At 72.5% G+C, this 13,742-nt stretch carries 10 protein-coding genes and 1 pseudogene; 9 read left to right on the forward strand and 2 right to left on the reverse strand.

What is annotated here, in order from left to right; genetic code table 11:
* Positions 1–179 precede the first annotated feature (179 nt).
* A complete protein-coding gene (locus tag CK485_RS28825; protein WP_158288233.1) occupies positions 180–335 on the forward strand; it encodes a hypothetical protein in 156 nt (51 codons plus the stop codon).
* A 57-nt stretch (positions 336–392) separates the two neighbouring features.
* Here CK485_RS28825 and CK485_RS21820 read toward each other — a convergent pair whose 3' ends face one another.
* The gene (locus CK485_RS21820) at positions 393–1,472 is read right to left on the reverse strand and encodes an Rv2578c family radical SAM protein (protein ID WP_109453563.1); all 1,080 of its coding nucleotides are present in this window, start codon (positions 1,470–1,472) and stop codon (positions 393–395) included.
* Between the two features lie 267 nt (positions 1,473–1,739).
* Between CK485_RS21820 and CK485_RS21825 the strand changes: the two genes are divergently transcribed.
* Both CK485_RS21825 and CK485_RS21830 read left to right on the forward strand, forming a co-directional pair.
* Positions 1,740–2,183 (forward strand): SRPBCC family protein, encoded by a 444-nt coding sequence (locus CK485_RS21825; protein ID WP_109453564.1) that lies wholly within the window; start codon positions 1,740–1,742, stop codon positions 2,181–2,183.
* Positions 2,184–3,217: 1,034 nt separating this feature from the next.
* Positions 3,218–5,587: an MFS transporter gene (locus CK485_RS21830; RefSeq protein WP_241968594.1), complete on the forward strand. Its 2,370-nt coding sequence runs from the start codon at positions 3,218–3,220 to the stop codon at positions 5,585–5,587.
* A 41-nt stretch (positions 5,588–5,628) separates the two neighbouring features.
* Here the strand turns inward: CK485_RS21830 and CK485_RS21835 are convergent, their stop codons facing one another.
* Positions 5,629–7,275 (reverse strand): hypothetical protein, encoded by a 1,647-nt coding sequence (locus CK485_RS21835; RefSeq protein ID WP_109453565.1) that lies wholly within the window; start codon positions 7,273–7,275, stop codon positions 5,629–5,631.
* 232 nt (positions 7,276–7,507) lie between these two features.
* Between CK485_RS21835 and CK485_RS30210 the strand changes: the two are divergent.
* The 6 genes and pseudogenes from CK485_RS30210 to CK485_RS21860 form a co-directional block, all read left to right on the forward strand.
* Positions 7,508–7,708: pseudogene (locus tag CK485_RS30210) on the forward strand (PAS domain-containing protein); the annotation flags it as partial.
* 105 nt (positions 7,709–7,813) lie between these two features.
* Positions 7,814–8,380 carry a class I SAM-dependent methyltransferase gene (locus tag CK485_RS30215; protein ID WP_342673504.1) on the forward strand — a complete coding sequence of 189 codons (567 nt, stop codon included), beginning with the start codon at positions 7,814–7,816 and terminating at the stop codon, positions 8,378–8,380.
* A 134-nt stretch (positions 8,381–8,514) separates the two neighbouring features.
* Positions 8,515–9,348 carry a M55 family metallopeptidase gene (locus CK485_RS21845; RefSeq protein ID WP_109453566.1) on the forward strand — a complete coding sequence of 278 codons (834 nt, stop codon included), beginning with the start codon at positions 8,515–8,517 and terminating at the stop codon, positions 9,346–9,348.
* The gene (locus CK485_RS21850; RefSeq protein WP_109453567.1) at positions 9,341–10,705 is read left to right on the forward strand and encodes a M20/M25/M40 family metallo-hydrolase; all 1,365 of its coding nucleotides are present in this window, start codon (positions 9,341–9,343) and stop codon (positions 10,703–10,705) included. Before CK485_RS21845 ends, CK485_RS21850 begins: the two co-directional genes overlap by 8 nt.
* 48 nt (positions 10,706–10,753) lie before the next feature.
* Positions 10,754–12,748, forward strand: a complete 1,995-nt coding sequence (locus CK485_RS21855; RefSeq protein WP_109453568.1) for a prolyl oligopeptidase family serine peptidase — start codon at positions 10,754–10,756, stop codon at positions 12,746–12,748.
* Positions 12,745–13,680 (forward strand): LD-carboxypeptidase, encoded by a 936-nt coding sequence (locus tag CK485_RS21860; RefSeq protein ID WP_109453569.1) that lies wholly within the window; start codon positions 12,745–12,747, stop codon positions 13,678–13,680. Before CK485_RS21855 ends, CK485_RS21860 begins: the two co-directional genes overlap by 4 nt.
* The last annotated feature ends 62 nt before the right edge of the window (positions 13,681–13,742 follow it).

Here is a 13,742-nt window from a genome sequence, read left to right on the forward strand (position 1 = left end):
CCCCGACGAAAAGGGGGCGTGACGACTGAGGGGGTGCCGAGGGCGTAGCGACGTGCCCGTACGGCCAAGGAGTTGAATGACCGGTCATCGCGTGCACGTCACTGTGCGCGCGAGCCGGTGAAAGCGGCGGGCCCTGTCCCGGGGCCGCGCCAGGCGATGCCGAACCGACGAAATACCGCGTGGTGCTGGTGGTGCTGTGGTTCTTCGTTGCGTGGTGCTGGGTCGTGCTTCGGGTGGTGCTCTGGTGGTGCGGCGCACGGCGGCTGCGTCACCAGGCCGTCGTGCTCGGCGGGCCCGATCACCGCGGTCGGCGGATCACGGACTCGTCGGCTTGAGAGTAACTCGCGGGTAACTTGATCGCCAGGGGAACGCGCATGTGATTTGGACCGCGTTCAGATGAGCGAAAGCTGCACCGGCTCGGCCTCGGGCTCGGGCGGGGGCGCGGGCCGCGGCGGTGGGCCGTCCTGCGGGATGCCGCGCGATCCGCCGCGCCGGGTCGGGCCCATGCCGAACTCGGCGGCGAACTCGTGAACCTGCCGGGTGATCCGTCGCTGGTACCACTTCGGCGCGTACGAACCACCCGCGTACATCGCCTCGTAGCGCCGCACCAGCCCCGGGTGGCGCTCGGCGAGCCAGGCGAAGTACCACTCGCGGGCGCCGGGTCGCAGGTGCAGCACGAGCGGTGTCACGGAGGTCGCGCCCGCCTCCGCGATCGCCCGCACCGTCTCGCGCAACCGTTCCGGCGCGTCGGACAGGAACGGCAGCACCGGCGCCATCAGCACCGAGCACGGTATGCCGTGCTCGGTCAGCGTCCGGCACACCTCCAGGCGCTTGTGCGGCGAGGGGGTGCCGCGTTCGACGTCGCGCCACAGCTCCCGGTCGGTGAAGCCGACCGAGACCGCGGTGGAGACGGAGGTGACCGCGGCTGCCTCCTCCAGCAACGGCAGGTCGCGCAGGATCAGCGACCCCTTGGTGAGGATCGAGAACGGGTTCGCGAAGTCGCGCAGCGCGCAGATGATGCCGGGCATCAACTGGTAGCGGCCCTCGGCGCGTTGATAGCAGTCCACGTTGGTGCCCATCGCGACGTGCGCGCCCTGCCAGCGCGGCGCGGCGAGCTCGCGCCGCAGCAGCTCCGGCGCGTTGACCTTCACCACGATCTGCGAGTCGAAGTCGTGCCCGGTGTCGAGGTCCAGATAGCTGTGCGTCTTGCGGGCGAAGCAGTAGACACAGGCGTGGCTGCATCCCCGGTACGGGTTGACGGTCCACTCGAACGCCATCCGCGAGGTGCCCGGGACCCGGTTGAGTATCGAGCGGGCCCGTATCTCGTGGAAGGTGATGCCACGGAACTCGGGCGTGTCGAACGTACGGCTGACCAGGCCGGTTCCGAAGAGCGCCGGAGCGGCCCGACCTCCGCTCGCCGCCGGTCCCCCGCCCGCCGCTTGATCGTCGTCGCCGAGGTTGTCCCATCGCATGCCGCTGCCGCCCTCCGCCGTGTTGGTCCCGTCCTGCCCGCGTTCCCCTCTTCGGCCCGCGTCCCGTCGGCGGCCCGTCCCTAGCATTAGAACACGCGAACGAATATTGTTCGAGTAATTTTCGATTGCGGGTGGGTGGTGGCTGCCGGCCGGGTCCCCGATTTTGGGTGGGCGTGGCCGCGGTGGTTGGCTTGCCGTCAGCACAGGTGATCCCCGGGGAGTCGAACTCCGGGAGGCGATGCCTGGAAGAGACCGGAGGACGTACAGATGGCGCAGGTCGAGGCCACCACCCAGCGAGTCGTCGCCGCCACCCCCGAGGCGGCGTTCGGCACCCTCGCGGACTACGCGCACGCCCGGCGGGAACTGCTGCCCGAGCAGTTCAGCGAGTACGAGGTGCGGGAGGGCGGCGCCGGGGCGGGCACCGTCGTGCACTGGAAGCTCCAGGCCACGAGCAAGCGGGTGCGTGACTGCCTGTTCGAGGTCAGCGAGCCGCAGCCGGGCCGTCTCGTGGAGAAGGACCGCAACTCCAGCATGGTGACCACCTGGACGGTGACCCCGGCCGGCGAGGGCAAGGCGAAGGTCGTCGTCGAGACCACCTGGGCCGGTGCGGGCGGCATCGGCGGCTTCTTCGAGAAGACCTTCGCCCCCAAGGGGCTCAACCGCATCCAGGACGCGATCCTCGCCAACCTCGCGGCCCACGTGGAGAAGTAGCCACCGCCGCCCGCCACTTACTGGCGGCTACCTGGCGCGACCTCCCGGCGGCTGCCCCGCGCGACCGTCCGTCGCCCACTCCGCCCGGCGAACTCGTCTCCCGTCGGCCTCCCGCGGCGGCCTCCGTCGCGGTCCCGTGTCCCGGGAGTGGACACCGCCCACCTGTCGCCCACCTCGGTTGGCCCAGTCGTCGCTTCACCGGATCGAGTGGATCTGCGGAGGGGTGGGGCGTGCGCCCGGCGCGCGCCCGCCCTTCCGAAAGCCCCTGATGGGGCGCCAGTTCCCGTGTATCGCAAGGGAGTTGGCGGACATTCCCGCATCCCCTCGCGGTGAAACGTCTCGCTTGCTCGCCGATGGTGCGTAATGCGAGAAAAGGGCGCGCGCAGCGGGCGGACGACTCGCGCGCGGGCGAACGGGCGGACGGCTCGCGCGTGGGCGGACGAGGGGAGCAGCAGGTGGGCGGGACCGCACTGGCCGGACTGACGGCCGGGGAACCTCCGGCGAACGGAGGATCGTCGGCACGCGCACAGCCGGTACGGGGTGCGGGGCCGTCGCCCGAGGCGGGCGCGTCCGCGTCCCCGTCCCCGTTCCCCGGGGCCGTCCCGGCCTCCGGTGCCGCACACGGAGCCACACCTGGTGCCGTCGCATCCGGCGGGCTCGGCTCGGCCGGGGTCTCCGGGCCGGCGGGCACGGTCACGGTCGAGATCGAGATCCCGGGCCCGTATGACGACCTCGCGAGGGCCGTGACTCCAACTGCCGACACTGGGGGCGCCGTTGGCGAGGGGCTGCCTCGGAGTTCGGGTGAGGGTGCCGGCGCGGGAGGGTTCGCGAGTGGTACGGACGCGGGTGCCGGAGTGGGCGCGTTCGCGAAGGGTGCGGATGCGTTCGTTAAGGGTGCGGGTGCGGGCGCGCTCGTGACAGGTGCGAACGCGGACGCGTTGGTGAAAGGTGCAGACGCGGGCGCTTTCGCGAAGGGCGCGGGCGCGTTCGCCAAGGGTGCGGGTGCGGGTACGTTCGCGAAGAGTGCCGGGGACGTGGCCTCCTACGAGCGCGAGGAAGGCCCCGGCGACAGTGGTCCCTCGGCAGACCGGGGTGCGGGGCTCAGTCCGCGCCGGGTGCGCATGGTGTTCGTCGGGCTGCTGCTGGCCATGCTGCTCGCCGCCCTCGACCAGACCGTCGTCGCGACCGCGCTGCCGAAGATCGTGGGCGAACTGCACGGTCTGGACCGGATGTCGTGGGTGGTCACCTCCTACCTGCTGGCGTCGACCGTGGGGCTGCCGATCTACGGCAAGCTGGGCGACCTGTTCGGGCGCAAGCCCGTCTTCCAGTTCGCGATCGTCACCTTCGTCATCGGGTCCGCCCTCGCGGGCTGGTCGCACACCATGAACGAGCTGATCGTCTTCCGCGGCCTGCAGGGCGTCGGAGGCGGCGGCCTGATGATCGGCGTGCAGGCGATCATCGCGGACGTCGTGCCCCCGCAGCGGCGCGGACGCTACCTGGGCGTGATCGGCGCCGCCTTCGGCCTGGCCTCCGTCGCCGGACCGCTGGTCGGCGGCTTCTTCACCGACCACGCCTCCTGGCGCTGGTGCTTCTACGTCAACGTGCCGTTCGGCGTGCTCACCCTCCTGGTGATCGCCGCCGTGCTGAGGCTGCCCGCCCCCGCCGTCCGGGCGCACTTCGACGTGCTGGGCGCGCTGCTGCTGACCTCGGCCTCGACCTGCCTGGTGCTGCTGACCAGTTGGGGCGGCACGCGCTACGCCTGGCGCTCGCACGTGATCCTCGGCCTGGGCGGCGGCGCGCTCGCCTCCACCCTGCTCTTCCTTCTGGTCGAGCGCTTCGCCGTACAACCGGTCATCCCGCTGCGGCTGTTCAGCGACCGCGTCTTCAACGTCTCCAACGTCATCGGCGTGGTGACCGGCGTCGCCCTCTTCGGCGCGGCCGGCTACCTTCCGACCTTCCTGCAGATGGCCGACGGCGTGTCGGCCACCGAATCCGGCCTGCTGATGCTGCCGATGACCGGCGGGGTGGTGGTCGCCTCCATCGCCTCCGGCAGACTCATCGGGCGCACCGGCCACCTCAAGGTCTACTCGCTGCTGGGCTGCGCGCTGGCCGCCGCCGGCCTGTGGCTGCTGTCGGGCCTGACGGCACACACCGGGCGCCCGGTGTACAGCGTCTGGATGGCCGTCCTGGGTCTGGGCGTCGGCCTCACCCTGCCCGTCCTCCTGCTCGCGGTGCAGAACTCCGCCGCCCCCGACGACCTGGGCGTCGCGACGTCCGCCAACAACTACTTCCGGCAGATCGGCGGTTCGGTCGGCGCGGCCGTCTTCGGCACGCTGTTCGCCCGCCGCCTGACCGAACGCCTCGCCGCCGGCCTCCCGCACTCGGTGCGGCTGCCCAGTCCCGACTCCATCACTCCGCAGCTCGTGCGCGCCCTGCCCGCGCCGCTGCGCGACGCCTACGTACGGGCGTACGCGGAGGCGATGCCGCACATCTTCCTCTACTTCGTGCCGCCCCTCGCCCTCGGCTTCCTGACCGCCTTCCTGTTCAAGGAGAAACCCCTGGTGACGACCCACGACGGCACGCCCGCGGACGCCTCCGCCAACGCCTACGTACCCCCGCAGACCCGCCCGGGCGGCGCGGCCGGCGTCGGCGTACCGGTGTGCGGCACCGTCCAGCACGCGGACGGCACCCGGGTGGCCCGGGCCGCCCTCACCCTCATCGATTCCTCCGGACGCCAGATCGGCCGCGGCGCGACCGGTGACGACGGCCGCTACGCACTGTCCACGCCGGGCAGCGGCAGCTACGTCCTGATCGCGGCGGCGGGCGGGCACCAGCCGCAGGCGGTGAGCCTCACCGTCGGGGACCGGCCCGTCGACCTGGACGTGGTGCTCGGCGGCGCGGGACGGCTGGCCGGGTCCGTGCTGACCGCCGACGGCACCCCTGTGCACGACGCCGTGGTCACCCTGACCGACGTGCGTGGCGAGGTCGTCGCCGGCGCCCGCAGCGATCGCGACGGCGCCTACGTGCTGACCGATCTGGTCGCGGGGGAGTACACGCTCGCCGCGAGCGCCCCTGCGTACCGGCCCGCCGCGCTCCCGGTGTCGGTGCAGGCGGCGCGCGAGACCCGGCAGGACGTCGAACTCGCGGGCGGAGCCGTCCTGCGCGGCACGGTGCGAGCCCCCGGCGGCCGTCCGGTCGAGGACGCCCGCGTGACGTTGCTGGACGCCGCGGGCAACGTCGTCGACTCCGTCACCACCGGCACGGACGGGGTGTTCCGCTTCGTCGACCTGGCCGCCGGCTCGTACACGGTGATCGCTGCGGGGTACCCACCGGTCGCCACCGTCCTTCAGGTGGCGGGCGGCGGCCGCACGGAACGCGACTTGCGGCTCGGTCACGAGGACTGATCCGCCCGGCCCCGGCGGGGCGGCGGCTGCCGTCCGCCCCGCTAGGACCCGGACCGCGTCGGGCAGGGTGTGCCCCGGGGCAACTGGTAGCGGGCCCCGATCCGGAACAGGCCAGGGCCGGAGGCGTGCAACATCGTCCACTCCCCGTCCTGTTCCAGGCATCCGTGGCCCCCGCCGAGGACTCCGAGCCACGGCGACCAGGTGATCCGCACCAGCACAGAGCCGGCAGCGGGTACCCGCAACGACAGTTCGCTCTCGCCTGCCTGCACCACCTTGGACGGCGCGGCGGCCAACGGCACCGGGTCGGTCACCCGGTACACCCGCCAGTGCGGGTCCTGCCACACCTGCCGCAGCCAGGGCTGGCCCTCGGAGACCAGCCGCGCCTCGGCGACGGCGGCGTTGTCCGGCGTCGCGTCGGGCAGCACCACGTAGTTCACCGCCCAGCGCCGCAGCCAGTCGTGGTAGGACGCGGCGGTCAGCGTCCCGTTGTAGAACAGCGGGTTGCGCTCCACGTCGACCTGGCGGTTCCAGCCGCGCGCCAGGTCCACGTAGGGGGACAGGCCCGCCGACTCGAAATGGGTCTGCGCCGACACGATCTCCACGCGCCCCTGGCTCGCGTCCAGCCGCCGCAACTCGCCCTCCAGGGGCCGCGCGTACGACGCCCATCCGGCGGCCGGGGCGGTCGCCAGCAAGTCCTGCACGGGCTTGAAGATCTGCCACACCGCGGCCACCGCGAAGGCCAGGTAGAGCGCGAGCACCTTCCTCGGCGCCAGGTGGCGGCGTCCCGCCGCTGCCGCCAGCAGCAGAGCCCCGGCGAACAGCAGTGCCAGCCGGACCACGTTGCTCCCGATCGGCGAGGGCACCGCGAGCGTGAGCGCCACCCCGAGGCAGTACGCCGCCGCCGCGATTCGCACCGGGCGCCACGACTTCGGTGCCCACAGCGCCAGCGGCAACGACACCCCGATCGGCAGCAGCGCCCCCGCCAGCGAGAACGGCTGGACCCCGTAGAACGGGAAGAAAATCGTGGTGGCCGCCACCACCAGCACCGGCCCCGCCGCCATCGCGTAGGCGTCCTTGCGCCTGCCGGTGAAGAACAGCGCCGCCGCGACCACCTCGACGAAGAGCCCCGCCACCGGGCTCGACATGGTCGCCAGCGCCCCCAGCCCGGCCGCCGCCGCGCCGCGCCACGCCCTGCTGCCCCACGACTCGTAGGCGACCCAGACCGCAGCCAGCCCGAAGAACACGCCGACGGCGAACGTCACCCGGCCCGAGGCGCTGTCGCACCACAGGGCGAACGCCCCCCACAGCGCCGGGACCATCGGGCGCCGGACCCCGGTGCGCACCAGCATGCGCGCGAAGATCGCGGCGGAGGCCGTCCCCACGATCACCGCGGTCGTGCGCACCCCGAGCGCCGCCATCAGATACGGGGTCAGCACGCTGTACGACACCGGATGCATGCCGCCGTACCACGACAGGTTGTACGCGGAACCGGGGTTGCGGTCCGCGAACTCCGTCCATGCGTACTGCGCCGCCAGGTCGCCACCCTCGGTGGCCAGGAAGACCGCCCACACCACGTGCAGCACCGCCGCCAGCAGCACGGACGCCACGACCGGGTCGCGCAGCCAGGCCGCCACCGCCTGCCGACGCGGCGAGAATACGGCGCGAGACGCCGGTTCGAGGGTGGTCATGGTGATTGCTCCCGGTCTTCCCCAGTTCTCCTACCGCGTACGGGACGCTAACACGCTGTTCGTCCCCCGCCCGGCAACAGGTGCCGCGCGCGGGCGTACGCCGATTTGCGCTTCGCGCTCCGCAGCCCGATGCGTCACCTCTACCGTGGTATTCGGCGCCACGGGTCTCGCGGCCGGGGCGAGGCGCCGACCGCGGCCGCGGTCCCGACAGGGGGAAGGGGTCCCCGGAACCATGGAGCGTCGCCCGCCTGGGGAGCACTCCGCCCAGCCGGCCGGGCGCGTTCCGCTCGCCGTGGTCGTCGTGGACGGCGACGGCCCGGTCCTCCACTGGAACAGCGGCGCGCGCAGGCTGTTCGGCGTCGCTCGGGAAGAGGCCGTCGGCGCCGATTCCCCGGGAGTTCGCATGGCCGTGCCGGACCGCTGCAAGGAGGCGTGGGAGAGCTTCTGGAGGGAGACCGCGGTCCGGGACTACGACGCGTCGCTGAGCGTCAAGTCCCACCTGGCACTCTTCGAGCCGTTCGTCGACGGCTCGAAGCCCGTGGTCGACCTCGGGTGCGGCAGCTGCGCCACGACGCGCTTCCTGGCGGAGCGGTTCGCACGTGCGGCCGGGGTGGACCTCTCCCGCGTCGTCGTCGAACACGCCCGGCGGGCCGACCCGTCCGGCACGGCGGAGTTCCGGCAGCTGAACGCCGCCGAGCCCGAGCAGGTCCGTGCCCTGCACGCGGAGTTGGGGGACGCCGACGTCCACCTGCGCGCGGTGATCCACCAGAGCGAACCTGCGGCGCGTCCCGCGATCGCCGCAGCCGTGGCCACGCCGGCCGGGCGGCGCGGCCGGGCCTTCATCGTGGAAGCGCTCGCGGTCGCCAAGACCGTGATCGCGGACGCGGTCCGGGACGCGGGTGGGCCCCCGCCGAAGATCGCCAGGGTCTTCGCGCACGGGCTCACGCCCGCGGAGACCGAGGACGAGACCGTGCCCGAACTGCTGCAGGAGACCGGCCTTTCGGCGCTCGCGAGCGCGCGCGCTGACCTGGTGATGACGGAGTGCCGGGCGGACGGGTCGTCCAGGACCGGCCTGCCGACCCAGTGGCTTGTGGCTGGTCGCTGAGAGTGAGTTCATGAAATCGAGTCTGTGAGCGAGGGGCGGATCGCACCAGGCCTGTGGATAACTCTAGAGGTCTAGACCTCTAGAGTTATCCACAGGCCTGGTGTCCGTTCGGGCCGCCGCGTACCGTCCGAGCCATGAAGATTCTGATCTCCGCCGACATGGAGGGCGCCACCGGCGTCACCTGGCCCGCTGACGTGCTGCCCGGCACCGAGCAGTGGCAGCGGTGCCGACGGATGTTCACCTCCGACGTGAACGCGGCCATCGCCGGGTTCTTCGACGGGGGCGCGGACGAGGTCCTCGTCAACGAGGCCCACTGGACGATGCGCAACCTCCTCCTGGAGGAATTGGACGAGCGGGCCGTGATGCTCACGGGGCGTCACAAAGCCCTGTCGATGGTCGAAGGCGTCCAGCACGGGGACGTCGACGGTGTCGCCTTCCTCGGCTACCACACCGGCGCGGGCACCGAAGGCGTCCTGGCCCACACCTACCTCGCCAACTCGATCACCGGTGTCTGGGTCAACGGTGAGCCCGCGGGCGAGGGCAGACTCAACTCCCTGGTCGTCGCCGAGTACGGCGTCCCCGTCGTCCTGGTCACCGGTGACGACAGGACCGGACTCGACGCCAGGAGCTACGCACCGCGGGCACCGGCGGTCGCGGTCAAGGACTACGTGTCCCGCTACGCGGCCGTGTGCCGCCCGCCGGCCCGCACCGCGGCCGAGATCAGGGAAGCCGCGCGGCGCGGCGCCGAACTCGCCGTGCGACACGAGCCGGTCCAGGCCGGGCCGTTCACCGTCGAGGTGGAGTTCGACGCCTCCCACCTGGTCTGCGCGGCGACCGTCGTGCCCCTGGTGGAGCAGTGTGGCGAGCGGCGGGTGCGCTACACCACCGACACCATGTACGAAGGCATCCGCGCCTTCAAGGCCGTGACCACGCTGGTCTCTTCACACGTGGAGGAACACTATGGCTGAGTCGACACTGGACCTGCCCCCGGCTCCGCCGCCGGGGCAGCAGGCCCTGGACGAAGTGGTCCGCTTCACCTCCGACCTCATCCGCATCGACACCACCAACCGGGGCGGCGGCGACTGTGCCGAGCGGCCCGCCGCCGAGTACGTCGCCGAACGCCTCGCCGACGCCGGGATCGAACCGCGCGTCCTGGAGTCCGCGCCGGGCCGGGCCAACGTGGTGGCCCGTATCGAGGGCAGCGACCCCTCGGCCGGAGCCCTGCTGGTCCACGGTCATCTCGACGTGGTGCCCGCCGAGCCCGACGAGTGGAGCGTGCACCCCTTCTCCGGCGAGGTGCGCGACGGCGTGGTCTGGGGGCGCGGCGCCGTCGACATGAAGGACATGGACGCGATGGTGCTCGCCACCGTACGCGCCTGGGCCAGAGAAGGCCGCAGGCCGCGCCGGGACATCGTGCTGGCGTTCACCGCGGACGAGGAGGACAGCGCCGTCCACGGCTCCGGATTCCTCGCCGACCGGCACGCCGATCTGTTCGACGGCTGTGTCGAAGGCATCAGCGAGTCGGGCGCGTTCACCTTCCACACCGCATCCGGCCTGCGGCTCTACCCCGTCGCCGCCGGGGAGCGCGGCACCGCCTGGCTGAAGCTGACGGCCAAGGGCCGGGCCGGGCACGGCTCGAAGGTCAACCGGGAGAACGCCGTCAGCGCCCTGGCCGCCGCCGTCTCGCGGATCGGCGAACACCACTGGCCGGTCCGGCTCAGCGCGACCGTGCGAGCCGCGCTCGCCGAACTGGCCGCCCTGCACGAGATCGACACCGACCTGGACGCGGCCTCGCCCGACGGTCTGGAACGCGCCGTCGAAGCCCTGCTGGAAGCACTCGGCCCGAGCGCGGCGCTGGTCGAGTCCACCGTCCGCAACAGCTCCAACCCGACGATGTTCTCCGCCGGTTACAAGCTCAACGTGATCCCGGGAGAGGCCACCGCCCACGTGGACGGCCGGATCGTGCCCGGCGGCGAGGAGGAGTTCACCGAGACCCTGGACCGCCTCACCGGGTCCCGGGTGGACTGGGAGTTCCATCACCGTGAGCGACCGCTCGAGGCGCCGATCGACTCACCGACGTTCGCCGCGATGCGGGAGGCGCTGGAGCACTTCGACCCCGGAGCCCACGTGGTGCCGTACTGCATGTCCGGAGGCACCGACGCCAAGCAGTTCGGGCGTCTGGGCATCACCGGATACGGATTCTCACCGCTGAAGCTGCCACCGGGATTCGACTACCAGGCGCTCTTCCACGGAGTCGACGAACGTGTTCCGGTGGAGGCGCTGCACTTCGGAGTCCGGGTCCTCGACCGCTTCATGAGCCGGTAAGCCAGCGACGCGAGAGCGCGCCGCCGCCAAGACAAGGAGCCAACTGCCATGACCGCCCGAACCGCCCCCTACGGCGCCTGGGAGTCACCGATCGACGCGCTGACGGCGGCGTCTCACGACGGACGCCCGGAGCACCTCGGCATCGTCGGCGAGGACCTGTGGTGGACCGCGCCCCGCCCCGCGGAGGCAGGGCGCCGCACCCTCATGCGCCGCCGGTCGCAGGACGGCACCGAGCGGTCCGTGCTGCCCGCGCCGTGGAACGTGCGCACGCGTGTCATCGAGTACGGCGGCGTGCCCTGGGCCGCCGCGCCGCAAGGCCCTTCCCGCCAGAACCCGTTGATCGTCTTCGTGCACTTCGACGACCAGCGGCTCTACGGCTGGGAACCCGACGTGCCCGGTGCCGAGCCCCGGCCGCTGACGCCGGTGTCGGACATCGGCGGAGGACTGCGGTGGGCCGAGCCGCGGATCTCGCCGGGAGGCGACGAGGTGTGGTGCGTGCTGGAGGAGTTCACCGGTGAGGGCGCGAGCGACGTGCGGCGGGTCGTCGCTGCGGTGCCGCTGGACGGTTCGGCCGCCGAGGACCGCTCGCGGGTGCGCGAACTGAGCGGCGGCGAACACCGGTTCGTCACCACACCCCGGATCTCGCCGGACGGGCGGACGGCGGTGTGGATCGCCTGGGATCACCCGCGGATGCCGTGGGACGGCACGGAGTTGAAGATCGCGGAGGTGACGGACACCGGGCTCGCCGGCATCCGCACGCTCATCGGCGGGCCGGACGAGTCGGTCGCGCAGGCCGAATGGACCGGCGACGGCGCGTTGCTCGCGGTCTCGGACCGCACCGGGTGGTGGAATCTGTACCGCGTCGACCCGGTCAGCGGTCAGGCGGTCAACCTCTGTCCGCGCGAGGAGGAGTTCGCGGGGCCCGCGTGGCGTATCGGATCGCGCTGGTTCGCACCGCTGGACGGGGGACTGGTCGCCGTCCTGCACGGGCGCGGCGCACTGCGGCTCGGCATCCTCGACCCCGCCGACGGGGAGATCACCGACGCCCCCGGCCCATGGAGCGAATGGGACGCGACCCTCGCCGCGGACGGGACCCGGATCACCGGCGTCGCGGCCACCGCGAGCACCGGCCACGAGATCGTGGAGCTCGACACCCGCACCGGGCACTCCCGCGTCGTGGCCGCCGCACACCGGGACACCGTCGATCCGCACATGCTGCCCGACCCGGTGGCGCGCGTGTTCAGCGGCCCCGGCGGCCGGGAGGTCCACGCCCACGTCCATCCGCCGCACAACCCCCGCTTCACCGCGCCCGACGGCGAACTGCCGCCCTACGTGATCTGGGTGCACGGCGGCCCCACCAGCCGCGCCCCACTGGTGCTCGACCTGGTCATCGCCTACTTCACGTCGCGGGGCATCGGTGTCGCGGAGGTCAACTACGGTGGCTCGACCGGATACGGGCGCGCCTACCGCGACCGCCTCAAGGGCCAGTGGGGCGTGGTCGACGTCGAGGACTGCGTGGCCGTCGCCGAGGCCCTCGTCAAGGAGGGCCTGGCCGACCCGGACCGACTCGCGATCAGGGGCGGCAGCGCGGGCGGCTGGACCACCGGCGCGGCCCTCACCAGCGTCGACACCTTCGCCTGCGGCACGATCAGTTACCCGGTGCTCGACCTCGCCGGATGGGCCCGGGGCGGTACCCACGACTTCGAGTCGCGGTACCTGGAGACGCTGATCGGACCCCTCGCCGAGGTCCCCGAGCGCTACGAGGACCGCTCGCCGGCCAACCGCGCCGACCGGATCCGCGTGCCCTTCCTGCTGCTCCAGGGACTGGACGACCCGATCTGCCCGCCCGCGCAGTCGGAGGGCTTCCTCGCCCGCGCCGCGGGCCGGGGAGTGCCGCACGCGTACCTGACCTTCGAGGGCGAAGGGCACGGCTTCCGCAGGCAGGAGACGATGGTGACCTGCCTCGAAGCCGAACTCTCCCTCTACGGGCAGACGTTCGGATTCACCCCGCCCTGCGTGCCGACCCTGGAGCTGACGACATGACCACCGCGTTCCCTTTGACCAGGCCGCCGCGTCTGCGCCCCGGCGACCGGGTGGCGGTCGTCGCGCCCAGTGGGCCGGTCGTCGCCGAGCGGCTCGACGCCGGGATCGACATCCTCGTCGGCTGGGACCTGGACCCGGTGGTGATGCCCCACGTTCGTGGCCGCGACCATCGGTTCCGCTACCTCGCCGCCGACGACGCCGCCCGCGCACGGGACTTCCAAGACGCCTGGTGCGACCCGGAGGTGACCGCGGTCTTCTGCGCACGCGGCGGTTACGGCGTCCAGCGCATGGTCGATCTGCTGGACTGGGACGCGTTGCGTGCCGCCGGACCCAAAGTGCTGTGCGGGTTCAGTGACATCACGGCGCTGCAGGAGGCGTTCGCGCTGCGGCTCGGACTCGCCACGCTCTACGGACCGGTGGCGTCGGGGGTGGCGTTCACCAAGGACGGCCCGACCCGCGAGCACCTGCGGCGCACGCTCTTCGAGCCCGAGGCGGTGCGCACGCTGACCTCCGCCACCGCGCGGGCCATGGTGCCGGGCGCCGCCACCGGCGTCACCTTCGGCGGCTGCGCCAGCCTGCTCGCCGCCGAGGCCGGCACACCGAAGGCCAGACGCGGCGGGCACGGTGGCATCCTCGCGCTGGAGGACGTCGGCGAGTCCCCGTACCGGCTCGACCGCGTGCTGACCCAACTCCTGCGCTGCGGACTGCTGGACGGCGTCGCGGGGATCGCGCTCGGGTCGTGGCGCGACTGCGGCCCCTACGAGGAGGTGCGCGACGTCCTGTTCGACCGGCTCGGCGGCCTCGGTGTCCCCGTCATCGAGGAACTGGGCTTCGGGCACGGCGACAGCAGCCTGACCGTGCCGCTCGGCGTGCCGGCCGACCTCGACGCCGACGCGGCCACGCTCACCTGCCGCATACCGGCGCTGAGTTGAGGCCACAGCGCTCGGAGGCTTCCGCGCGGGAACCGGCGACCGCCGTCCTGGGATGACGCTCC

Origin of the sequence: Streptomyces sp. ICBB 8177 (assembly GCF_003144095.1) — a bacterium.
In the GTDB taxonomy this organism is placed as follows: domain Bacteria; phylum Actinomycetota; class Actinomycetes; order Streptomycetales; family Streptomycetaceae; genus Streptantibioticus_D.